The 23,203-nt window shown below is 69.9% G+C and carries 10 protein-coding genes and 4 pseudogenes; 10 read left to right on the forward strand and 4 right to left on the reverse strand.

Going from position 1 to position 23,203, the window contains the following annotated elements; all coding sequences use genetic code 11:
• Together AOQ53_RS03240 and AOQ53_RS03245 are read left to right on the forward strand one after the other, a co-directional pair.
• A pseudogene (locus AOQ53_RS03240) lies at window positions 1-532 on the forward strand (fatty-acid--CoA ligase); the annotation flags it as partial.
• A gap of 107 nt (window positions 533-639) precedes the next feature.
• Window positions 640-7,242, forward strand: coding sequence for a type I polyketide synthase (locus AOQ53_RS03245; protein ID WP_059414796.1), 6,603 nt, complete (start codon window positions 640-642; stop codon window positions 7,240-7,242).
• 155 nt (window positions 7,243-7,397) lie between these two features.
• Here AOQ53_RS03245 and ccrA read toward each other — a convergent pair whose 3' ends face one another.
• The gene (gene ccrA / locus AOQ53_RS03250) at window positions 7,398-8,786 is read right to left on the reverse strand and encodes a crotonyl-CoA carboxylase/reductase (protein ID WP_059414798.1); all 1,389 of its coding nucleotides are present in this window, start codon (window positions 8,784-8,786) and stop codon (window positions 7,398-7,400) included.
• 767 nt (window positions 8,787-9,553) lie between these two features.
• Here ccrA and AOQ53_RS03255 point away from each other — a divergent pair.
• The 4 genes from AOQ53_RS03255 to AOQ53_RS03265 all read left to right on the forward strand — a co-directional run bounded on the left by AOQ53_RS03255 (window position 9,554) and on the right by AOQ53_RS03265 (window position 13,187).
• Window positions 9,554-10,597, forward strand: a complete 1,044-nt coding sequence (locus AOQ53_RS03255; RefSeq protein WP_059414800.1) for an alpha/beta hydrolase — start codon at window positions 9,554-9,556, stop codon at window positions 10,595-10,597.
• Window positions 10,582-11,823, forward strand: coding sequence for a glycosyltransferase (locus AOQ53_RS03260; RefSeq protein ID WP_059414801.1), 1,242 nt, complete (start codon window positions 10,582-10,584; stop codon window positions 11,821-11,823). The genes AOQ53_RS03255 and AOQ53_RS03260 overlap by 16 nt, the downstream gene beginning before the upstream one ends.
• Before the next feature lie 285 nt (window positions 11,824-12,108).
• Window positions 12,109-12,294: a hypothetical protein gene (locus AOQ53_RS44410; RefSeq protein ID WP_167745672.1), complete on the forward strand. Its 186-nt coding sequence runs from the start codon at window positions 12,109-12,111 to the stop codon at window positions 12,292-12,294.
• The gene (locus AOQ53_RS03265) at window positions 12,294-13,187 is read left to right on the forward strand and encodes a lectin (RefSeq protein ID WP_236711540.1); all 894 of its coding nucleotides are present in this window, start codon (window positions 12,294-12,296) and stop codon (window positions 13,185-13,187) included. Before AOQ53_RS44410 ends, AOQ53_RS03265 begins: the two co-directional genes overlap by 1 nt.
• Window positions 13,188-13,576: 389 nt before the next feature.
• Here AOQ53_RS03265 and AOQ53_RS03270 read toward each other — a convergent pair whose 3' ends face one another.
• On the reverse strand, window positions 13,577-14,548 hold the full coding sequence (locus AOQ53_RS03270; RefSeq protein WP_059414802.1) for an aldo/keto reductase: 972 nt from the start codon (window positions 14,546-14,548) through the stop codon (window positions 13,577-13,579).
• 247 nt (window positions 14,549-14,795) lie between these two features.
• Window positions 14,796-15,565, reverse strand: a pseudogene (locus AOQ53_RS42615) (sensor histidine kinase); the annotation flags it as partial.
• On the opposite strand from AOQ53_RS42615, the pseudogene AOQ53_RS45695 reads away from it, so the two are divergent.
• Window positions 15,512-15,829, forward strand: a pseudogene (locus tag AOQ53_RS45695) (S8 family serine peptidase); the annotation flags it as partial. The pseudogenes AOQ53_RS42615 and AOQ53_RS45695 overlap by 54 nt on opposite strands.
• Window positions 15,830-17,382: 1,553 nt before the next feature.
• Here the strand turns inward: AOQ53_RS45695 and AOQ53_RS45700 are convergent.
• Entirely contained in the window at window positions 17,383-18,396 is a 1,014-nt protein-coding gene (locus AOQ53_RS45700; protein WP_236711541.1) for a hypothetical protein, read from the reverse strand.
• A 645-nt stretch (window positions 18,397-19,041) separates the two neighbouring features.
• Here AOQ53_RS45700 and AOQ53_RS39965 point away from each other — a divergent pair.
• From AOQ53_RS39965 to AOQ53_RS03290, 3 genes and pseudogenes are all read left to right on the forward strand, one after another.
• Complete coding sequence (locus AOQ53_RS39965; RefSeq protein ID WP_063888858.1) at window positions 19,042-20,499, forward strand: polysaccharide deacetylase family protein; 1,458 nt, start codon at window positions 19,042-19,044, stop codon at window positions 20,497-20,499.
• A 170-nt stretch (window positions 20,500-20,669) separates the two neighbouring features.
• Window positions 20,670-20,867, forward strand: a pseudogene (locus tag AOQ53_RS47950) (ATP-binding protein); the annotation flags it as partial.
• A gap of 585 nt (window positions 20,868-21,452) precedes the next feature.
• Window positions 21,453-23,090, forward strand: coding sequence for a hypothetical protein (locus tag AOQ53_RS03290; protein WP_099054516.1), 1,638 nt, complete (start codon window positions 21,453-21,455; stop codon window positions 23,088-23,090).
• Window positions 23,091-23,203: the final 113 nt, after the last annotated feature.

Consider the following 23,203-nt stretch of genomic DNA (forward strand, 5'->3'; position numbering starts at 1 on the left):
CGGTTACTGGGGTCGGCCGCTGGGCGGGGAGTCCTTCGGCGCCGTCATGGCGGGCGGAGACCCGGTCGACCCGGCACAGCGCTGGCTGCGCACGGGCGACCTGGGAATGTGGCACGACAAGCAGCTCTACGTCACCGGTCGCATCAAGGACCTGGTGATCGTCGACGGCACCAACCACTATCCGCACGACATCGAATTCACCGTGGAAAACGCACACCCCGCCATCCGACGTCACCACACGGCCGCGTTCGCCGTGTCCACCGACGAGGGCGAAAAGCTGGTCGTCGTCGCCGAGCACTCGCCTGCCGTCACCGACCCGCACACACGTCTCGACGAGGTGACCCGGGCCGTACGCGGGGCTGTCTCAGTCACCCACGGTGTCGCCGTTCACGACTTCGTCTATGCCCCACCCGGTGCCGTCCCCCGCACGACCAGCGGCAAAGTGGCCCGCAGCGCCTGCCGTGCGCAATACCTCGCCGGGACCCACAGGGTTACCCGGCACGCGGCAATGAAGGGATCCGGTACGGCATGACCACCGCACATGGAGGCGACGCGGGATCGCGGCCGACGAGTAGTGAGCACGCGCCTCCCCCGGGGACCGCGGGTACCGAAGCACCGACCGCCGCCGAGATTCGCTCCATGCTGCGTCATCTGGTCGCGGACCTGTGCGGCGTATCCGGCGACGAACTCGACGGCGAGCGTCCCCTGACCGAGTACGGACTGACCTCGCGCGACGCGGTCGGTCTCAGTGGACGGCTGGAACAGCTGCTCGACAGGACACTCCCCGCCACGTTGGTGTGGGAGAACCCGAGCATCGAGCAACTGGTCCGCAGCCTGGCATCAGGAGACCCGCGCGAACAGAGCACCCGCACGTCGACCGTGGCCAAGGGCATCGACCACACTGGCGCCGACGCGGTCGCGGTACTCGGTATCGGATGCCGTCTCCCCGGCGGCATCAACGGGCCTGACGCCTTCTGGGAGGCGTTGCTCGCAGGTACGGACGCTGTGGGGCAGGTCCCGGACCAACGCTGGAAGCTCTTCGACGACGGGGCGTCCGAGACCGCGGCAGCGCTGGCACGCACCACTCGCTGGGGCGCTTTCCTGGCTGACATCGAGGGCTTCGACGCGGACTTCTTCGGGATCATGCCCGGCGAAGCCGAAGTCATGGACCCTCAGCAAAGGCTCCTTCTCGAAGTGGGATGCGAGGCCCTCGATCACGCCGGTATTCCGCTCTCGGCTCTCCAGGGCAGCGTCACCGGCGTGTTCGTCGGTCTCAGCGCGCTCGAGTACGGACACCTCACCATGGCGAACCTGTCGGGCGTCACGCCGTGGACGAGCACCGGGGCGGCAGGCAGCATCGCCGCGAACCGCATGTCCTACCTGCTCGACCTCCGCGGCCCCAGCATGACGATCGATACCGCCTGTTCCTCGTCCCTGGTCGCCGTGCACCAGGCATGCCGCAGCCTCCGCGACGGCGAATGCGGCACCGCTCTGGCCGCGGGGGTCAACGTACTGCTCTCGCCGGCCGTCACCGCCAACTTCGACCAGGTCGGCGCATTGGCACCGGACGGCAGATGCAAGCCGTTCGACGCGAGGGCCGACGGCATCGTGCGCGGGGAGGGATGCGGCGTCGTCGTCCTCAAACGGCTCGCTGACGCCCAGCGCGACGGCGACAGGGTTCTGGCCGTCATCCGCGGAACAGCGGTCAACTCGGACGGCCGCTCGGCCGGGCTCATGGCACCCAACCCGGTCGCCCAGGAAGCACTGCTGCGCACTGCACTGCGCGACGCCGGCACCGAAGCAGCCGACATCGGCTACGTCGAGGCCCACGGCACCGGAACGCTGCTGGGCGACCCCATCGAGGCGGGAGCCCTGGGCGCCGTCCTGGGCCGTGGCCGCCCGGCCGGCCAACCGCTGCTGATCGGCTCGGTCAAGAGCAACCTCGGGCATCTGGAGGGCGCGGCAGGGATCGTCGGCGTGATCAAAACGGTGCTCTCGCTTCATCACGGAAAGCTGCCTGCCAGCCTCCACTTCCAGAGCCCCAACCCGCACATCGACTTCGCGGAGCTGGGCCTGCGCGTCGTCACTGAGCCGACTCGCTGGCCGGCCGAACGCGGGCGCCCCGCCCTGGCGGGTGTATCGGCCTTCGGCTTCGGGGGCACCAACGCTCATGCCGTCCTCGAGCAGGCGCCCCGACCGGCTTCTCCGCGCGCCGGGGAAACCGCCGAGGGCGTCCCGCACATCCTCGTGGTCACCGCACGCTCGCAGGACCGGCTCGGCGACGTTGCCACCGGTCTCGCCCATTGGCTGAACGCGCAGGGCCGCACTGTGCCGCTCGCCGATGTCTGTCACACACTGGCGCACCACCGCCGGGGACCGGCGAGCGCCGCTGCCGTCGGCCGGGGGCGGCAAGACCTCATCGCAGCACTCGCAGCGCTCGCCAAGGGCGAGACCCCGACGTGCGTCGTACCACCACGGACAGCGCAGGACCCGGAAGCGGACCGGAAGACTCCGCGCAGACCGGTCTTCGTCTTCTCCGGTTACGGCTCCCAGTGGAACGGAATGGGCCGCGGGCTGCTGCGCGACGACCCCGTCTTCGCCGCTGCCGTACGCGAACTGGACCCGGTCTTCGAGGCGGAGGCGGGCAGCTCCCTGACGGATCTCATCTGCCGCACGGACCAGGGCGCGAGCGTCGACCGCACGCAGCCGCTCCTCTTCGGCCTGCAGCTCGCCCTGGCGGCCACGTTGCGCGCCTACGGAGCCGAGCCGGCTGCTGTCATCGGCCACTCGATGGGAGAAGTGAGTGCGGCCGTGGTCGCCGGCGCTCTTGACACCCGCGACGGCCTACGAGTGATCCTCAACCGCTCCACCCGGCTCGCGGCCATCGACCAGGAGCAGGCCGGCGCGATGGCAGCCGTGGAACTGCCGGAGGAAACCCGCGCGAACGTCCTCGGCCGCTATCCGGATGTCGGCATCGCGGTGTACGCCTCGCCGCGGCGTTGTACCGTCACGGGTCCCAGCGAACCGATTGCGCGCATGGTCGAGGAAGTCGAGGCGCAGGGGCGACTCGCCCGGCTCCTCGCTGTCGGCGGCGCCGGACATTCACCGGCAGTCGATCCCGTCCTTCCGGCGCTCCGCGACGCCCTCGACGGCGTCAGCCCACGCACCGCGACCATCCCCTGGTACGGCACGGTCCTCGACGACGCGCGCTCCGACATCCATGCAGACGCGGACTACTGGTGCGCCAACGCCCGCCGCCCCGTTCGCTTCCAGCAGGCGGTGGCCGCCGCGGCGGCCGACGGCCACGACCTCTTCCTGGAGGTCTCACCCCACCCCATTGCCGTCGTCCCCGTCACCGAGACGCTCGACTCGGTGGCCCCGGGGCGCGGCCGCGCGCTGTCGACGATGCACCGGGACAGCGATGAAAGCATGCGCCTGCGCACGGCACTTGCGGAGCTCCACCTGACCGGAGTGCGAGGACTGGCCGGACAACTGTGGCCGGACGGCAAGCGGGTGGCCGTGCCCAGCCCTCCCTGGCGTCATATCCCCCACTGGTTCCGTAGCGGCAGCCCGTCGAGGCGGACGGCTTCCGTAGGCGGCCACTTGCTGCTGGGTGCGCGGGTGGAGGATCCTGGCACGGAGCGTGTGCTGTGGCATGGGGACATCGGCACCGACGGCTGGAACCAGCAGCCGCCCAAGCTGCACGGCAGGCCCGTTCTGTCGCTGTCCGTCTGCGCGGAACTCGTGATCGCCGCGGTGACTGCCGCGAGCGCCAGGGCCATCGAGACGGTACGCATCGAGAACCTGGCAGTGCACCATTGGCTGCCGGTCTCCGCCAGGACGCCTGTCACCACCGTCTGGGAGCCGGAGGGACGCGATCAGGCAACCGTCGGCATCCACTCACGGTCCCCCTCCGGCGCCTGGCTGTGCCTTGCTTCTGCCCGCGTCCTCACCAGACCCGAACCGCTGCGCCGTGAACCAGGAAGGGCCGCTCCCGTCGAGGGCGGCTTCCCCGCCCCCGGCGCTGAGGAACACGCACCGAGGCAACGACCGCACGCACTGCTCCTCCACGCCGCCCTGCAAGCACCGGCCGGTCGCGACCGCGCGGACGGTGAGGTACCCGGGGCGGAACAGCCACCGTCCACGACGGAAGACGTTCCAGTCTCCGTACGGTCTCTACAGGTACGGCTGCAGGCTCCTGCCCAGGGCGAATGCCGGATCCGGTGCCTGCCGCGCACCGGCGAGTCGAATTCCGGCGACACCCGGGGTCGACCACCCCACCGAGGCAGGTGGGACATCCACGCGGAGGACGTCGGGGGACGGGAGCTGATCGTGGCCCGCGACACCCAGCTCCGGGCCGTCGAACCGGGGGAGATTCCGCAGCCGCTCGAGGAAACCACCTATGAGATCGTGTGGGAGAAGGCACCTGTCTCCGTCCCCACCCCACCGGCCCACGTCCTGCTGCTGACGGATCAGTCCGGTGGCAGCGGCAACCCCGGTGCCGCTCCCCTCGCGTCGGCACTGCAGGAACAAGGCGTTGAGGTAGCGGTCGCCGAGTCCCAGGCCGATTCCCTCGGCAGCCTGTTGGACACCTGGCGGGAGGAAACACGCGACGGGCGGGCTGCCGTGGTCATGCTCCTTGCGGCCGGTCCCGAGCAGCCCGGGGCGTGCCGGGGACTTCACGCCGCCGCGGACGTCGCCCGCCGTCTGGCCTCGGACCAGCGGCAACTGCGGCTTCCCCGGCTGTGGCTGGTGACCGAACGGGCCCGGACAGTGGTACCGGGGGAAACGGGGAACCCCGACCTGGCCGCTCTTCGCGGTCTCGTACGCGTACTGGCCCTGGAGCATCCCGCTCTGCGTACCACCCTCGTGGACATCGACCCGCACCCCGGTCTCGTCGATGACCTGGCCCAGGAACTGCTCGCCGACGGCGAGGCCGACGAGGTCGCCTGGCGCGGAGGTACCCGCTTCATCGCCCGGCTGGCTGCCGTGGATTCCGATGACGCATGCGCCAGGGTGCCGTTCGCCCGTTCCGACGGTGCCTACATCGTGACGGGAGGACTGACCGGCCTCGGCCTGGCGACGGCGCGACGGCTGGCCCAGCAGGGCGCCGGCCGCATCGTCCTGAACGGCCGCAGCGCCCCCGGCCGCGCGACGCAGGCCGTCCTCACGGAACTCGGCGAGCTCGGTGCCTCCCTCGTCGTGGTTCAGGGGGACGTGGCTCAGCCCGGTGTGGCTACGCGTCTGGTCGAGGCGGCCCAGTCCAAAGGACATTCCCTGTGCGGAGTCGCACACGCCGCGGCTGTGCTCCACGACCGTGTCATCACCGACCTGCGATCGTCCGACATCAACGCTGTCTTCCGGCCGAAGGTCACTGGAGCCCTCCAGTTGGAGGCGGCCACTGCGGGGCACGATCTCGACTGGTGGCTGGTGTACAGCTCCGCTGCCGCCCTCTTCGGCTCTCCCGGACAGGCGGCCTATGCCGCCGCCAACGCCTGGCTGGACGCGCACGCCCACCACCGCCGGGCCGTCGGCCTGCCGGCAACCGCCATCGCATGGGGCCCCTGGGCCGACGTGGGTGCGGCGCCCCAGAACCCCGCCGTGGCTCTTGAGCCCATCACCTCGGCCGAAGGGCTGGAAGCCCTCCAGGCGCTCGTCACCCGGGGCAGGACATACACCGGCGTGGTACATATGGACGCCCGTCGGGCTCTGGAAGCCTTCCCCGGACTGGACGCGGTCGCGTTCTTCGCGGGGGTTCTGCGCGGCAGTGGTCTCCCCGACGACGACTGGGGCGGCCCGGGAAGCATCCCGGCGCTCGGCGAAGCGGCCCCCGCCAGAATTCACGAACGTCTTGCCAGGCGTACGGCCGCGGTCATGGGATGTGCCGTCCAGGACCTGGACGAGAACATTCCGCTGACCGACCTCGGCCTCGACTCCCTCATGGCTGTGCGGATCAGGAACGCCGTCCATCAGGACTTCGCCGTGGCGTTGCCGGCACCTCTCCTCCTGCGGGGTGCCAGTCTTCGTGCCGTCGGTGACGCGGTACTGCGGGAGCTGGGGCTGGCAGGGGCTGACACCGGTGACACGACAGCAGCCGCTCAGCCGAGGGGCGTCGAGCAGGAGCGCGTCGGCAGCGGGGCGATCCCGGCGCTGCCGGCCACGCTGGATCCCCGAGACGCCGCCGAACGCCTGGTGGCCGGCGTCTGGCGCGAGGTCCTCGGACGGCGGCCGGAAGGCGTCAACCAGGACTTCCACGCCGCAGGTGGTGACCAGCACACCGCTCATGACCTGGTGGAGGGCATCCGCCGGCGCCTGGGCGACACCGCCCCGGCCCTTACCGAGGAGCACGTGCTCGACCACTCCACCGTCGCCACCCTCGCCGAGCTGATCCGGCCCGCGGTGAACGAAACGGGCGGATCGGTCCTGCGCGTCCTCCGCGACGTCCGGGTCGGCACCCACCGCCCCGCCCTGTTCACCTTTCATCCCGCCGGCGGTCCGACATCGGTCTACCGACCCCTCGTCCAGCTGCTTCCGGCCACACAGCCGGTGTACGGATTCGAGCGCGTGGACCGCCTCCACACGATGGAGGAGAAGGCCGCCCACTACCTGGGGCTCATCCGGGAGCTCCAGCCACGGGGGCCGTACCACCTGCTGGGCTGGTCCTTCGGCGGCTGTCTCGCCTATGAGGTCGCCCGCCAGCTCCGCGAGACGGACCAGGCCGTGGGCTTCCTCGGACTCATCGATACCATCCTGCCTGCGGCTCTTCCCGGACTGGACTCCAAGGAACTGCTCCTCGAACGATTCGGCCGCTTCGCCGAATACATCGAGAAAACGTACGGCCGCCGTCTTGACCTGCCCTACGAGGAACTGGCTGCCACGCCTGACGAGCAGCAGATCGACGTGGTCATGCGACTCGTCGCCGAAGCCGGTCTCGACATGAGTCCCGGCATCCTGGAGCACCAGCGGACGTCCTATATCGACGCGCGCGTCGGAGAGCGGTACCGGCCTCAGCCCTGTCCGGACCCCGTCGTGCTCTATCGGGCCCAGGAGGCACAGCGGCTGACCACGTCGCTCGACCCCCGCTATGTGCGCGGTGAGCCAGACCTCGGTTGGGCGTCGTTGTGCCCGTCGCTGGAGGTCGTACCCGTCCAGGGCGACCACTTGTCGCTCATCGACCCGCCTCACGTCGAGGTCATCGCACAGCACCTCACCCAAGCCCTTCAGGGGCAACTGGACGGGTAGCCGGCGGTTGCGACGCCGTCGAGCGTGGGGGCGGGCCGAGAACGGGAGTTCACGCCCGCCCTGCCCGAACCGAGCGATCGCACGGGCGAGTCGGCCGTGCCGGACCGGCTCGTCCGTGCGTCTCGGCCGGGCCCGATGTACGCCAAGGTTGGTCTTCACACACGAGCAACCGGGCGCTCTTCGCCATGGCCAGGGCCGGAGGAATCGTCGAACTCACTCATCCAGTTCTGGAAGGTGCGCAGACGGTTCTCGCCCACTCGTGCCCTGGCCCGCGGGTCCGTCACCCCCAGCCCGGGACGTGGGGCCAGACACAGAACGCCCACCTTGCCGATGTGCTGGTTGGTCTGGACGCTCCGGGCAGCCGTTGCGACCTCATTCAACGGGTATGTCTTCGACAGGGCCGGCAGCAGACGGCCCATGCTGATCAGCCTGTTGACCTCCCACTGCTCATGCAGGTTGGCCCCGTGGCTTCCGATGATCCTCTTGAGTCGCATCCACAAATAGCGGTTGTCGTAGGTGTGCTGGTATCCGGTACTGGAACCGCACGTGACCACTGTCCCTCCGCGTCTGGCGAGAAAGACCGAGGCCCCGAACGTCTTCTCGCCGACGTGCTCGAAGACGATGTGCGGGTCTTCGCCCACCGCGTCGCGGACGGCGGCGCCGATCTTCTTCCAGCCCTCGGGCCGCTGCAGCAGGGTGACGTCTCCGCCGTCGATTTCCGAGCGGTTGATGACGACCTCGCATCCGAGGGACCGCAGCAGGTCGGCCTTCCGGCGGGAGTTCACCACGCCCACCGCGATACCGCCACCGTTACGGACGAGCTGCACCGCGTAGGAACCGAGCCCCCCGGTCGCACCCCAGATCAGCACCACATCGCCCTGCTTCATGCGCGCTCCGCGATCGCTGACCAGCATGCGGTACGCGGTGCCGGCACACAGGGGATTGACGGCCGCCTCCTCCCAGGTGAGCAGTCCTGGTTTGGGCATCAGCTGGCTTGCCCGCACGATCGCGTAGTGAGCCAGTCCGCCGAAGTTCGTTTCGAAGCCCCACGCTTTCTGTCCCTCGCCGAGCATGCCGTCCCGATGCGTGTCATGGTCCTGTTCGTCGACGTACGCAGTGGCCACCACGACGTGGTCTCCGGCCTTCCACTTGCGCACGGACGACCCTGTCCGCACGATGACACCTGCGGCGTCCGACCCCACGACGTGGTACGGCAGGTCATGGCGCCGCTCCCATCCCCCGGCCTTCGCCATCTGTTTCAGGAACTGGAACGTCGGCAGCGGCTCGAACATCGCGGTCCACACGGTGTTGTAGTTGATGGAGCTCGCCATCACAGCGACCAGCGCCTCGTCCGGAGCCAGTTCGGGCATCGGGACCTCGTCGACGATGAGGGACTTCTGCACATCCTTGTCGTCGACGTCCTGGAAGATCTTGATGTCAGCCAGACGCACCATCGCCGCGGCGAACTGCTCGGGCAAAGGCAGTTTCTCCAGCGCATCCCCGCCGGCACCCGCGATGACGGCTTCGGACATGGTCGTGCTCATCGAGTCTCCCTCACTTCGGGCCGCGCGGAGCCCTGCCCTTCAGTTCACCGGCTGAACTGACCGCCGCTCGTACCTAGCAAGCTGTCTGCCTCGTCGCGTCGCAACCGCACAGCCCCCGCATGGCTTCCCCTTGGAGCAAAGACGCAGGTCAGTTGAGGTGGAGCGGCATACGTGCCGTTGCTCGAAGGGTGTAATGGCATGGCCGCCCGGTGGCCGGCGCGGATGGGCCGGACGCGTGCCCAGCCGTCCCGCTGATCTTTCAGGCGGTGCCGTCGGCCCTCGGGCTCCGGCCAGATTCATCCCCTCAGGTGAGGTGCGATCGGTTGATCGTATTCGCATCAAATCGGTGTGTCGGCTGGCGTTCGATCGCCTGTCTCGACATGGTCTGCACGTATATGTCCACACGATGTCCACACGATCCGTTGGAACCCGGGACGGCCACCCCTGCCCGGTCCATGCCCGCAGCACGGACCGAAGCACCCCAGCGTGTGGAGCCGGCGCTGAGGCTGGTTACCGGCATCGGCGGCAGGACAGGGCCGTCGAGCACCTGAGGAGGTATCGCAACCCGCGATCCCGGTTTGTCGCGCACGCCGCTCGCCGTCCTGTGAGGGCCGTGGCCCCCAGTTGCGAGACCGCCGCGAGACGTGGGCAACTCAGCACGGGCTGGGCCGTGCAGCGTGTCAGGCCGCCGGACTCTGGGCTCCTCTCCGCTTCCACCTGTGTCCCGTGATTCCGGGCTTCACCCGCCCCAAGGAGTTCCGCAGCCCATGCGATCCGCCCACACACTGTTCACCGGCCGGGCACGACTCACTGGCCTCTCACTCCTTGCCTGTCTTCTGCTCCTCACACCGCTGTACGGCACCGGTACAGCCGCGGCCACCAGCGGCCCCGACCACCCATCACGGTCGGCCGACACCGGCGCCTGGATCACGGGCATCAGCACCCTCGACGAGCGCACGCTGGATCTGACCGTCCGGTCACGGGCCATGGGAAGCTCCGTGCCGGTCCGTGTCATCCTCCCCAGAGGCTGGTACAGCGAGAGGAGACGCACGTTCCCCGTGGTGTACATGCTGCACGGCGGGGAGGACGACTACACCTCCTGGACGCGCGAGACGGACGTCGAGGCACTGGCGGAGAACTCAGGCGCACTCGTCGTGATGCCCGACGGCGGGAAAAACGGCTACTACTCCGACTGGTACGTCGGCACGCCCCGCTGGGAGACGTTCCACACCAGCGAACTGGTCCGGCTCATGGAGAGAAGCTTCCGCGCCAACTCCTCCCGGGCGGTCATCGGCCTGTCCATGGGGGGGTTCGGCGCGCTCAACTACACGGCGCGTCACCCGGGGATGTTCCGGTACGTGGCCTCCATGAGCTCGTACGTCGACCTCAACGACCCCTTGGTGCGTTTCCTCCTCGACCTCAGCTCCCGTGTGGAGGGCACCGATCTCCATGACGTCTGGGGCGACCCGAAGGAACACGACGACATCTGGCAGTCCCACAACCCGTCCGCCAGGCCACGCGCCTTCCTCGGAACGAAGGTCCACCTGTCCTCGGGAAACGGGACACCCGGGCCCCTGGACGGCGGCAATCCGTTCGTTGTCACCCTTGTGGGCGCGCTCGCCGAAGTCGCACTGCCGGCATCGTTGAGCAAATTCGCCGAATCGCTCCGCTCGGTGGGCGTCGACGTCACGACGGACCTCTACGAACCCGGGACGCATTCCTGGCCCTACTGGGAGCGGGAACTGCACCGCATCTGGCCCACGGTGATGGAGGAACTCAACGGATCGAGGGGGGCATGGGCCGAACAGTAGTGATCTTTGCCGCGGGGTCGCGTGGCGACGTCCAGCCCTGCCTGGCGCTGGGTAGGGCACTGACCCGCCAGGGCGATGCCGTCCGCCTGCTCGCCAGCGCCCGCTATCAGCGACTGATCACCGCAGCGGGGCTGCAGTTCCACTCGCTCCCGGCGGACCCCACCGAGATCATCGAGTCGCCAGAAGGCCAGGAACTCCTGGCCGGCAGGCGCAATCCGGTGGCCTTCATCCGCGGCATCAACCGGATCGTGCGTCCCCTGTTCTCCCGCTTGCTCGCCGAGACCCAGGCCGGTGCGCAGGGAGCCGATTTCGTTGTCGCGCCCTCGTTCGGCTTTCTCGGCGCCCATCTGAGCCAGCATCTGCGCGTCCCGCACGCGATCATCCATTTCCAGCCCAGCCACCCCACGGGCGCGTTCCCCCACCCGTTCATGCCGGCCGCACGCTTCCTCGGGTCCGTCGGGAACCGCCTCAGTTTCGACGCGGTCAACCTGGGATCGTGGCTGGTGACCCGTCAGTTCATCAACGCCTGGCGCAGGGAGGGCCTCGGTCTTCCCGCCCTCTCCCCGCTCGGCCCTTTCCGCCGTGTCCGCCAGGCGCCCGTGCTGTGCGCCTTCAGCCCCACCGTCGTGCCCCGGCCGACCGACTGGGGACCCAACGTCCACCTGACCGGCTTCTGGCACCACGACCAGCCACTGTGGAAACCGCCACGGCGCCTGCTCGACTTCCTGGACGACGGACCTCCGCCCGTGTACGTGGGCTTCGGCAGCATGAAAACCAGCGACCCCGGGGCCACCGACCGCGTCGTACGCGCCGCACTGCGGCGCGCGGGACTGCGGGGAGTCCTGGCCGGAGACCCGACCACGAGTGACGACGACATGCTCGTGGTCGGGGACACGCCTCACAGCTGGCTGTTCCCCCGTATGGCTGCGGTGGTCCATCACGGGGGTGCGGGCACCACCGCCTCGGCACTGCGTTCTGGAGTGCCGTCCCTGGTCTGCCCGTTCTTCGGCGACCAGCCCTACTGGGCCGACCGGGTCCACAGCCTCGGAGCAGGGCCGAAGCCCCTGCCGGCCCGGCAGCTCACCGTCTCAGCTCTCGCCGGCCGCCTGCGAGCCGTCACCAGGGACAGCGGCCACGCGGAGGCGGCCCGTCGGCTGGGCCGTGCGCTGACGGCCGAGGACGGGGTCGGGCGTGCATGCCACGTCCTGAACCAACTCGTCCGGTGACCCAGCCGTCTGACCAGTGTCGGAGGGCCCCAGCGTCCGGCCCGTACGTCCGCGTGCAGCATGGGCCGGACGTGCAACGACGTGCCTCTCGGCGGCATCTGTGTCTCATCATTGACCTGCCGTTTGCCGCACCCCTACCTTCTGATCGATTCACCGATCTCAGTCCGGTATATCGGACAGAGCCGCGGTGGCCGCAGGCGTGTGCCGCAGAGCCTCACGACGGCCCCGGGCCAGCCTCCTGGAAAGATCACGTTCTGCTCCCCTTTCCTCCCCCTGGAGAGCCGCATGTCCCGCACTGCTGCACGAAGATGGACAAGACGCATCACCGCACGGGTCCTCGCCGTCGGGCTCGTCGTCGCCGGTCTGGCGAGCCTCGACCGGCAGGAGCCGTCGGCGCCCCTGGCCGTCGAATCGGCCGCTGTGAGCACCAATCAGGTCGGCGTCTCTCCGGCACCGGCAAGCACGCGGTGATGCTGTTCAACCGCACCGGCTCCGCCGCGAACATCACCGTCCGCTGGGCCGACCTCGGCCTGACCAGCGTCTCCGCCACCGTACGCAACGCCTGGACCCGTACCGACGCCGGATCGTTCGCCACCGGCTACACCACCTCCGTCCCGGCCAACGACGCGGTCCTGCTGACCGTCTCCGGCACCGAGGCATCCGGCACCACCGTCGAGGACACCACCACCGCCACCATCCCGACCTTCACCGGCGTCACCGCCACCTCGGCGGGCACCAAGCTGGTCGACATCACCTACGCCAACGGCGGCAGCACCACCCGCAAGGCCACCATCCAGGTGAACGGCCAGTTCAAGTACGTCGTGGCCTTCCCGCCGACCGGCTCGGCCACCACCTACCGCACCGTGTCCGTGCTCGCCCACCTGGCCAAGGGCGCGAACACCGTCAGGTTCGCCGCGGTCTCCGGCAGCACCGCACCCGACATCGACGCCCTCCGCGTCCAGGGCATCCCCGGCACCGACGGCGCAGCCCTGGTCGGCTCCGCCTCCAACCGCTGCCTGGACATCGACAAGAACACCTACGTCAACGCCACCCAGGCGCAGATCTGGGACTGCTCCGGCGGACGCAACCAGACCTTCACCCGGACCTCGCGCGGTGAACTCGTCGTCTACGGCAACAAGTGCCTCGACGCCGACAACAACGGCACCACCAACGGCACCAAGGTCATCATCTGGGACTGCACGGGCGGCACCAACCAGAAATGGACCACCAACTCCAACGGCACCATCACCAACAACCTCTCCGGCCTCTGCCTGGACGCCTCGAACGCGGCGACCGCCAACGGCACCAAGCTGATCCTGTGGACCTGCAACGGCCAGACCAACCAGAAGTGGACCCTCACCTGACCTGACTCCGGCACGGTGTGATGTCACCGTGCCGACCACGAACCCGATCCCGGCAACCGAACCTCCGGTTGCCGGGATCTGTCGTTCCGAAGCCGATGGCCGTGGGGAGACCGGCTCGAGCTCTCTGCGAGTCTGGAGCCGGAGCGGTCGGTTTCCTGACCGAGGCCGGTCCTCCCCCGCCAGCCCGCAGGTCAACGGGCGCTGAGCGAGGGCCTGGAGGTCTCAAAACTGGCACCGTCATACGCAGGTATGAGGCCAGAAGTCAGCACCTGGGTGTGACGTGCGTTGGCACTTCGCTCTCTGGAACATCACCGTCGCCCGCGTCACCGTCTACGCTGCGACGACGTCCCGTGCCCCGGCCAGGAGAGCGGAGGAACGGATCAAACGGATCAGCTGTAGAAGTTCTTCTGCCAGCGGTACTTGGCCAGCAGCGCGAGCTCCTCGGCGGTCAGCGGTGGTGCCTTCGCGACCGCGGCATTGCGTTCCACGTTGGTCAGTGACCGCATCCCGACGATGACCGTGGAGACCGCCTGTCCGGCGAGCGCGAACCGCAGCGCGGTGGAGGGGAGTTGATCGACGCCGATGCCCACGTCCGCGAGGAGCGCGTCCACCCGCTTCTCGACCTGGGCGGGCCGGTCGTCCCTGAAGTACCAGTTGCGCCAGTCGCCTTCGGGGAACGTGACCCCCGTGCGGATCAAGCCCGTCAGGGCCCCCTCGTCGAGGGCGACCCGCCCGATCACACCCACGCCGTGCTCCGCGCAGGCCGGCAGCAGGGCGTCGGACGGGGACTGCTCGAAGACGTTGTAGATGACCTGGACCGCGTCCAGCACCCCGGTACGCAGCACCGTGAGCACGTTCTCGGGCTGGTGGTCCTTGACGGAGATCCCGAAGAACCTGATCTTTCCCTCCTGTTTGAGGGCGTCCACCGTCTCCAGCCAGTCACCGCGCCCGGTCCACTCGTCCTCCCAGGTGTGCAGCTGAAGGAGGTCGACGTGGTCACGGCCGAGCTCGCGGAGGCTGGTCTCCAGGCTCTCGCGCAGGTGCGAGCCGGGGAACGCCTCCATGGGGTCGAGCCCGCTGGGCGCCAGCGAGACCGGGACCTTCGGCCCGGCCTTCGTCGCCACGTACACGCCGTCACCGCGACCCGGGAGTTCCCTCAGCGCACGACCGACGACGCGCTCGCTGCGGTCGTACGCCCTGGCGGTGTCGATGAAGTTGACGCCCAGGTCGAGGGCACGGTGCAGGGCACGGACGCCGGAGTCGTCGTCGGCGCCGACCCAGGCCCCCTGGCCGAGCCCCCAGGCGCCGTAGCCGATCTCCGACACGGTCAGTCCGGTGCGGCCGAGTTCCCGATAACGCATGTGCTGTTCAGGCCCCTTGCTGACGGTCCACGGCGCGGGCCGCTCTGCGCGTGCCCGTGCCCGTGCCACGACTTGCCTGCACGACCGTACAGACGGTGGCATCCAGTCACCACCTGGGGAGGATCACTGAAACTTTCGCTCGTACCGAGTGCGATGTCCGATGCCTCACGCCCGGCACCGCTCTCACCCGGCTTCCCGCAGTGGCCGCCGGCCGCCTCCAGGGCGACAGCGGCCGCGCTCCTGCTCTCTACGGCGTGGGGCCAAGCGCACCGAGGCGTTCACGACGGCCCCTCTCCGTAGGCAAGATGGCCGTGACTTCCCAGCCTTGGCGGTCGGAGCGGGGTCCCGTACGCAGCTTGCCGCCCAGCGCGGTGACCCTTCCTTGAGGCCGACCAGGCCGAAGCCGCCGCCACGCGCGGCCTTGGGCAACCGGGTACCGCCACGGCCGTCGTCGCGTACCGTCACCTCCAGCACGCGGCCGTCGTAGGTCAGGCCGACCGTCACCTCGGTGGCGTCCGCGGCGTGCCGCCGTACATTCGTGAGGGCCTCCTGGACGACCCGGTAGGCAGCGGCCTGGACCTCATGGGGCAGGTCGTCGGGCACTGAGGGATCGCGGCGCAGCGCGGTCTTGGGGCCGACGGGCCCGCGGAAGTTCTCCACCAGCTCGGGCAGCGCGGCCAGATCGCCCCTCGGACTGCGGTCGTCGGTCCCGGCCTCGGCGGACTCGGGGACCTCGCGCAAGAGACCGACGGTGCGGCGCATGGAGGCGAGGGCCTCCACGGCGGCGCGTTCGACGTCCTTCAGGATGCCGCCCAGACGCTCGGGTTCCGTGGTGGCGATGAGTTGGGCCAGCTGCGTCTGCACCAGGATTCCGGTGACATGGTGGGCCACGAAGTCGTGTAGGTCGGCGGCCATGGCGAGGCGTTCGGCCCGCTGTGTCTCAGTGACCGCGACGCGGCGGCGGTGGTCCAGGGTGCGCAGGTACCCGCCGAGTCCGGCGACCGCGCCCGTTGGCAGCCAGAGCTGGAACGGGTTGACCGACGTGGCATCGGGCACTTCTCCAGCCGCGGCCCGACCGCCGACGGCCGCCTGAAGCCGGACATCGCCGCGCCCGGCGTCGACATCGTCGCCGCGCGGGCCGCCCACGGCAGCGAGGGCGAGGAAGTGGCGCCCGGCTATGTGTCGATGTCGGGCACCTCCATGGCCACCCCGCACACCGCGGGCGCCGCCGCGATCCTCGCCCAGGAGCACCCCGGCTGGACCGGCGAGCGGATCAAGGCCGCGCTGACGGCCTCGGCCAAGCCGCTGACCGGCACCACCGCGTACGAGGTCGGGGCGGGCCGGGTCGACCTGACCCGGGCGACCGGCGCCGAGGTCACCGCCGAGCCGTCCTCCGTCGACTTCGGCGCCGCCGCCTGGCCGCACAACGACGATCAGCCGACGACCCGGACGCTGACGTACCGCAACCCGGGCACGAAGCCCGTCACCCTGGACCTGACCTCCGACGCCACCGGCCCCGACGGCGGCAGCGCACCCACCGGCATGTTCACGGTCTCCCCGGCCCGGCTGACCGTCCCGGCCGGCGGCACTACGCAGGCCAAGGTCACCGCCGACACCCGGCTCGGCGGCGCCGACGGCGTCTACTCCGGTGCGGTGACCGCGAGCGGCGGCGGACAGAGCGTGCGCACCGCCTTGGCCGTCACCCGTGAGGTGGAGTCGTACAAGCTGACCCTGATCGTCACCCGCCGCGACGGCAAGCGCGACGACGGGCCCGGCGTCACCGTGGCGGGCCTGGACACCGGCAAGCAGTACACGCCCTTCGACGACGACAAGAACCACCCCGACGGCAAGGTCACCCTGCGGCTGCCCAAGGGCCGTTATGTGGTCGACGTCCAGAGCATCGATCCCCGGGGAAGGAGCGCCCTGATGGTGGCGCCCCACCTCGTGCTCGGCCACGACACCACCCTCGCCTTCGACGGGCGGAAGGCCAAGCCGGTGAAGGTCACCGCCCCCGACCGCCGGGCCACCCAGCGCGACGCGCAGGTCCTCTTCGCGGCCCGCGGCACCAAGTCGGCCTACGACTACGCCGGCGGAAACACCGTGGACGCCGACACCTTCCTCGGCCAGGTCGGCCCTGGCACCTCGGCCGGCTCCTTCGTCACCCAGCTCGGCGGGATCTGGCAGCGCACCGCCACCTTGCCGACGTACAGCCTGGTCACCCAGCGCACCGGCTCCTTCTTCACCGGCCTGAACCGCACCTTCTTCTCCACCCGGGGCATGGCCCGGGTGAACACCTCCGTCGCCACCACCCTGACCGGCGCCGAAACCGCCCCCCAGGTGGACTGGTCAACCCCCGGCTGGCCGCAGTTCGGCCGGGCGTCCCTCGGTGTGACGGGTGCCCTGCGCAAGGCGCCGACCGCGTCGCTCGTGCAGTACCTGAGCACCGACCACGGCCTGCGCTGGAATCTCGGCGCCCGGGTCGCCAACGGCATGCACAACGAGGACGCGGTCTCCTTCCTCACCGCCCGCCGTTTCGAGCCGGGCCGCACCTACCGGGTCGCCTTCAACGGCGGCGTCCACGGCCCGGCCGTAGCGCCGGCGTCCGGAACCGGCGCCAAACGGTTCGGCGGGTACTACTACGTGTGCCTGCCGATGTTCTCCGACAGCCCGGGCGGCTTCGCCTACGTGCCCCAGGCCACCCTCACCACCCGGCTCGGCTCCGGCTCCCGGGTCTTCCGATCCACCACGGACGACACCTGCCTCAACGTCTACGGCGGCCTGCCCGCCGGGCCGACGCGCTACCGGCTGTCCATCAACGCCGACCGCACCAAGGACTACAAGGTCGGTGACCGCGTGGAGGCGGTGTGGACCTTCACCTCCCGCGACAACGGCGAGACCAAGTGGGTCCCCCTTCCTCTCTCCGTCGTCCGCTTCCACCCGAAGCTGAGCCTGACCGACACCGCCAAGGCGGGCGCCCGCCTCACGGTGCCGCTGTCGCTGGCGGGCGTGCCGTCACTATTGACGACGTCCGCGTAGGTGTCGACGTAGTAGCCGTAGGACCAGATGCGGTCGTAGCCGCGTCCGCGCCAACTGTGGACCACAGTGCCGGCCTCGGACTGGCCGTCGCTCCACGTGTAGAACTGAACGGGGAACACCGGGTTGCTCCGGACGGTCCGCTTCAGCGGGTGGGCGTCCATATAGCCCTGCCGGCCGTACGGGGGATTGACGGTGACCGTGCGACCCAACGTGTGGGTCTTGGACCAGGACCAGGAGTAGCTGGCGCTGAAACCGATCTCGGCGGAGAGCTTCTCCGTGAGCTTGTAGGAGAGCTTCGTGTTGACGCCGATCGACACGGAGGCGCCGCGGGTGGTCGCGTAGGACTCATTGACCGCCAGACCGCCCCCGCCGTGCCCGCAGTTGGTCACCGAGTCGTTGGAGATCTTGCGCTCCTTGTCGTACCAGGTCCAGGTGGACGACTGCGGGAACTCGCAGTTGCCGCTCACGGTCTCCCAGCCGTTCGTGAGCGCCCAGTGGGAGCCGTGCGGCGCGGTGCTGGTCACATAGCGGGACTCGCCGGGGGCGAGATGGCAGTACGGCGCCTTCCCGTACGCCGCCTTGCCGTCCACGACCTGACCGGTGTGGATGTTGAAGACGAAGGACTTGTCGGCGCCGCTCATGTCTCCGCACAGCTTGGACATGAGGGTGTCGGTGTTGAAGGGCTCCTTGCCGCGGATGTTGACACCGGACGACGGATTGGCCACCGCCGCGGGGGCGGTGGCGACCACGCCGGCGATCGCGGTGACGACGGCCGCACAGGCCGTCGCGCAGCGCTTGATTGTGTTGGTCACTCGTCTCTCGCTTCTGTGCCCTGGGGGTCGTGGACGGCGATGTCCCGACGAAGGGGAGCGCGGGTCGGGCCTCGCCTGTGCACCAGGGAACAGAGCGTGGATCAGAGCGACATCACAACCGGATCAGAGCCTGTTCAGAAACGCGGCGCGCTTGTTGTCGCGTCGGTCCCGAGAAGTTCCCATGTGGCAGCTGCGCCCCCTTTGTTGACGATGATGCGGCCGGACGGTGACAGCCTGGGTGCTGCGGCGGGGCTGCTGCCGCTGGCGGTGCTGCTTCGCCGACGTGTCCCTGATGGCGACCGTGCCCGGTCGAGGTTTGCGGACGCCCATGGTCGTCCCCGGGGCGGGGCCGGTCGCTACGCCGAGATGCTCCGTCTCCTCCGCGTGAACGTGGACGTCCTCGACGGGCCGGCCGGTCTGGCTGCCCGGGGCCGCCGACTTGGCCGGAGAGAGAGTGGTCACATCTGGGCCGGCGGGGCGGCCAACAGGATTGCGGGAGATCGGCCGAAAACATACCTTGACCCGGCGAAAAGAAAGCCCTTGCCCACGCAAGGCACACCCAGCGGGACGCCGCGGCGCAACGACAGCTCGCGCGCCGCACGCTCCGCACTCATGCCCCGGCACCTCACGCACCCAGGTTGACGCATGCCTCGATACGCCCTCGCTCCCACGCTCCTCCTGCTCGGCTCACTCGCCCTGACAGCCGCCTGCGCCACCGGCTCACCACCGGCGGACTCGGCGCCCTCCGTGGACGGCCCGTCCCGGACCGGAGGGAACGACACCGGCACCCAGGTCGACCTGAGCAAGCTCAAGGGCGTCAACATCGTCAGTGACAGCAGCACCGACCGCTCCTGCCCCTGGGCCACGAGCTACCCGGACGTCCCCGGCGCCGACGCGATGACCGCCGCGATGAAGAAGGACGTGGAGGGACGCCTCGCGGCCTTCCTCGGCGAGGACACCGGCGGGCAGGCCACGGGCTGCGGCGGCATGGACGGCTTGGAGGGACCCGAGCTGAACGTCAGCTTCTCGTTCCTCGTGGCCTCCGGCGACGTGCTGGGCGTCCGGCTGGGAACGGTCGACCGTACGTCGAACGCGGACGGCCTGGCCACCAAGGCGTACTGGTACGACGGTGCCGCCAAGGAGTACCGGCCGTCCCCGGGTCTCATCGCGGACGGTTCCCGGGACGCCTTCGTCTCGGCCGTGAAGAAGCGCCTGGAGAAGCGGGAGGGGGTCACCCCCGACACCGTCGCGGCCCTCGACGACCAGGAGAACCGCGACGTCTACCTGGACGACATGGCCTTCACCGCCGACGGCGATCTGAAGGTGGACTTCGACCGGGGCACGGTGGGCGTCCCGCCGGCCGGCCGCATCTCCGTCACCCTCCCCAAGGCGACCGTCACCCCCTGGTTGTCCGACTTCGGCAGCCGCGCCCAGCGGCAGACCACCGACCCGGACGACAAGCTCGACCTCGGTGCCGCCCACACCCCCGCCCCGACCGTCGCCGCCCAGCCGGACCCGGGCGAGGACACCACGGACTGCTCCCAGGTCAAGTGCATCGCCCTGACCTTCGACGACGGCCCCGCCGCCCCCGAGACGGGAACACTGCTCAAGTACCTGGCCCAGTACAAGGCGCGCGCCACCTTCTTCGTCGTCGGCCAGAACGTCGCAACCCACCCGGACATCGTCCGCGCCGAGATGAAGTCCGGCCACGAGATCGCCAACCACTCCTGGAACCACCCCGTCCTCACCAACCTCACCCCCACCCAGATCCGCTCCCAGCTGGAGCGCACCAACGCGTCGATCAAGGCCGCCACGGGCAAGGAACCGACGCTCTTCCGCCCGCCGTACGGCGCGATCGACGGCAACGTCCGGGCGGCCACCAGCCTCTCCCCCGTCCTGTGGGACATGGACACCCTGGACTGGAAGTCCCACGACCCGGCCAAGGTCGCCCAGACCGTCATCTCCCAGGCCCAGCCCAACGACGTCGTCCTGATCCACGACATCCACCCCACCTCGGTCGCCGCCATCCCCGAGATCCTGCGCACCCTCACCGCCCGCGACTACCACTTCGTCACCGTCAGCCACCTGCGCGCCACGATGTGACTGCGATGGGGGAGGGACTGCCCGGCTAGTGGGGACCTGCTGGTCGGCCGTGCACAGGACGGCGGCCGTGGCGCGCGCGGTTCTCCGGTGACGGTTGGTGTGGCGGAGGGAGGCGCCGCTGAGGCTCTGGACACGGATCCGGTTCCGAAAACAGACAGCGGCCGTCGCCCCTCGATCGCGATCCCGCCGTTCCGGACGACCTCCCCCACGAGGTGCAGGCCGCCGCCTTCCGCGTCGTCCAGGAAGCCCTGACGAACATACGGCGGCAAGCCGCCGACGCCCGCGAGATCGCGGTCGCCCTGCACGGGGACGACCGGCGCCTCCAGGTGTCCGTCACGGACGACGGACGCGGCACCTCAAACGGTCCCTGGCCCTGGGCCACCCCGTCCGGGACAGCCGCGACAACCCGACGATCTTCTTCACGCTGGGGTGACACCTGCACACCGGCCCCCTACCAGGGTGCTAAGCGCACGTTGGCTCCCCGGTGTGACGCCGGGTGGCAAGCCCGCTCCCTACCTTCCGCCCACCAGGTCGCCACGGATGGCGGCCGGACCAGGCAACGGAAGCAGGGAGACACACCATGGCGCGCTGCAAGCGCACTCTGGCCACCTGCGCGCTCGTGCTGACGATGGCCGCGGGAACTGTGGGCTGGGCAGCGTGTGACGTGCAGACCGCCGTCACCGGCCCACGTGACGGTCGTCCTGTGACCTGCGGCCGTTCCACGGCCTCCGACCGGGCGTCGGCTCGTCACCAGACGTTGCGCCGACGAGGATCCAGGCGGCGGTGCCCTGGAGGGCAGTGCGCCCAGGAATCGGCCGAAGGGCCGACGGGCAGCCGGGACAACCAGCGAAGCCGTGGCCGTTCAGCCGAGGCGCGTGGTGAGGCAGCCGCACGACGCCTGCAAGCGCAACTCCTCGTCCAGCTCACGTCGTTCAGCCCCACGCCCGATCAGGATGCTCGTGATACACGCAGCCGAATCCATCCGCCCTGCCCCCTACCGATCGCTCCCCGCCGAACACGGGCCGTCCGCCCGAGAATTCCGGCACCGTCACTTGGTCCCGCTGCTAGCCACCCTCGCGGCGCTCCCGCTGTACGCGGTGTGGTGGGCCTTCCTCGCCACCGGCGGCGGTGATCTCGCTGCCCAGGAGACGTGGGCGCACTTCGCCGCCCACTACGGCGGATCGCCGTACATGCTGTCCTGGTTCGGCGGTTCGCACGTCGCCAACTACAGCGTGCTCTCCCCGTATCTGATGGCCGCGTTCGGCGTACGCACGGTGACCGTCGTCTCCGGGCTCGCGGCCACCTGGCTGACGGCCGCGCTGATCGTGCGGACGGCGATCCGCAGGCCCCTGGGCCCGGCGCTGCTCGCCGCGCTGATGCTGTGGTGCAACGTCCACGCGGGCCGTTCGACCTTCGCCCTCGGGGTCGCCTTCGCCCTCGCCGCCTGCCTGTTTCTGACCGGAACACGCCGGGTGGGGCTCGTGGCGGCGTACGCGGCACTGGCCACGCTGGCGTCTCCGGTGGCCGGGCTGTTCCTTGCCTTGGTGGGAGCCGCCTTCCTCGCCGTGCGGGACTGGGGCAGGGCGCTGTCCCTGTCGGTGCCGCCCGCCGCCGTCGCCGCGGCGACCACGCTGCTGTTCCCGTTCTCCGGGCAGCAGCCGATGCCGTTCCCGCGGCTGCTGCCACCGTTGCTGCTCGGGCTCGCCGTCACCGCCCTGGTCCCGCGCACCTGGCGCGTGGCCCGCTGGGCCGGGGCCGTCTACGCGGCGGTCTGCGTCCTCGTCTACCTCATCCCCTCGCCCATCGGCACGAACGTCGAGCGGTTCGCCTGGCTGTTCGCGCCGCCCGTCCTCCTCGCGGCGCTGATGTCCGCGCCGGGACGGGCGCGTCGGCGACGAGTGGTCCTGATCACGGCGATCGTGTGCTCCACCGCCTGGATCGTGCCGAAGTCCGTTCTCGACATCCGGCTGACCGCGCCGGTGCCCGCCTGGGCCGCCGATACGCACGGGGTCGTACGAGCCCTACAGGGACTCGGCGCCGACCGCACCCGTGTGGAGGCGATCCCGACCGGCAGCATGCGCGAGGCCGCCCTCCTCTCCTCTCACGTCAACCTGGCCCGCGGCTGGAACCAGCAGATCGACATGAAGCGCCACCGCCTCTTCTACGACGGCACCTTCTCCGCCTCGACGTACCGGGCGTGGCTGGACCGCTGGGCCGTCGGCTTCGTCGTCCTGCCTTCGGCCGAGCCGTGGCATTACGCCGAGGCCGAGGCCGCCCTGGTCCGCGACCACCGTCCCGACTGGCTGCGCCCCGTCTGGCACGACGCTCACTGGCAGGTATACCGGGTCCAGGACGCCGTACCCCTGGTCTCCTCACCCGGGACGGTGACCCGGACGACCCCCGCCGAGATGGACATCCGCATGCCGCGGCCCGGAACGGTGACCGTCCGCATCGCCTACTCGCCCTGGCTGCACAGCGACGGCGGCTGCCTCGCCAGGGACGGGGAGTTCACCCGGCTGACAGTGTCCGCGCCGGGCGAGTACCACGTCGGTTCGCAGTACAGTCCTTCGCCTTTGGCGGGCAGTTGCTGACACCAATGCAGCATGTCCACGGGCTGCGGCGTTACCCATTTCACCTGACTGAGCGTCAGCAAAGTCAGCATCAGGTCAGCAAGAGTCCTGCCCCAGCCGCCCACAGACAGCCA

Origin of the sequence: Streptomyces azureus (assembly GCF_001270025.1) — a bacterium.
Lineage (GTDB): Bacteria > Actinomycetota > Actinomycetes > Streptomycetales > Streptomycetaceae > Streptomyces > Streptomyces azureus.

Bases quoted from the DNA above. Each gene is read 5' to 3' on its own strand.
- AOQ53_RS03270 (WP_059414802.1), bottom strand. From the start codon at position 14,548: ATGCGTTATCGGGAACTCGGCCGCACCGGACTGACCGTGTCGGAGATC.
- AOQ53_RS03260 (WP_059414801.1), top strand. From the start codon at position 10,582: ATGGGCCGAACAGTAGTGATCTTTGCCGCGGGGTCGCGTGGCGACGTC.
- AOQ53_RS44410 (WP_167745672.1), top strand. From the start codon at position 12,109: ATGTCCCGCACTGCTGCACGAAGATGGACAAGACGCATCACCGCACGG.
- AOQ53_RS03290 (WP_099054516.1), top strand. From the start codon at position 21,453: ATGCTCGTGATACACGCAGCCGAATCCATCCGCCCTGCCCCCTACCGA.
- AOQ53_RS03255 (WP_059414800.1), top strand. From the start codon at position 9,554: ATGCGATCCGCCCACACACTGTTCACCGGCCGGGCACGACTCACTGGC.
- AOQ53_RS03245 (WP_059414796.1), top strand. From the start codon at position 640: ATGCTGCGTCATCTGGTCGCGGACCTGTGCGGCGTATCCGGCGACGAA.
- ccrA (WP_059414798.1), bottom strand. From the start codon at position 8,786: ATGAGCACGACCATGTCCGAAGCCGTCATCGCGGGTGCCGGCGGGGAT.
- AOQ53_RS03265 (WP_236711540.1), top strand. From the start codon at position 12,294: ATGCTGTTCAACCGCACCGGCTCCGCCGCGAACATCACCGTCCGCTGG.
- AOQ53_RS39965 (WP_063888858.1), top strand. From the start codon at position 19,042: ATGCCTCGATACGCCCTCGCTCCCACGCTCCTCCTGCTCGGCTCACTC.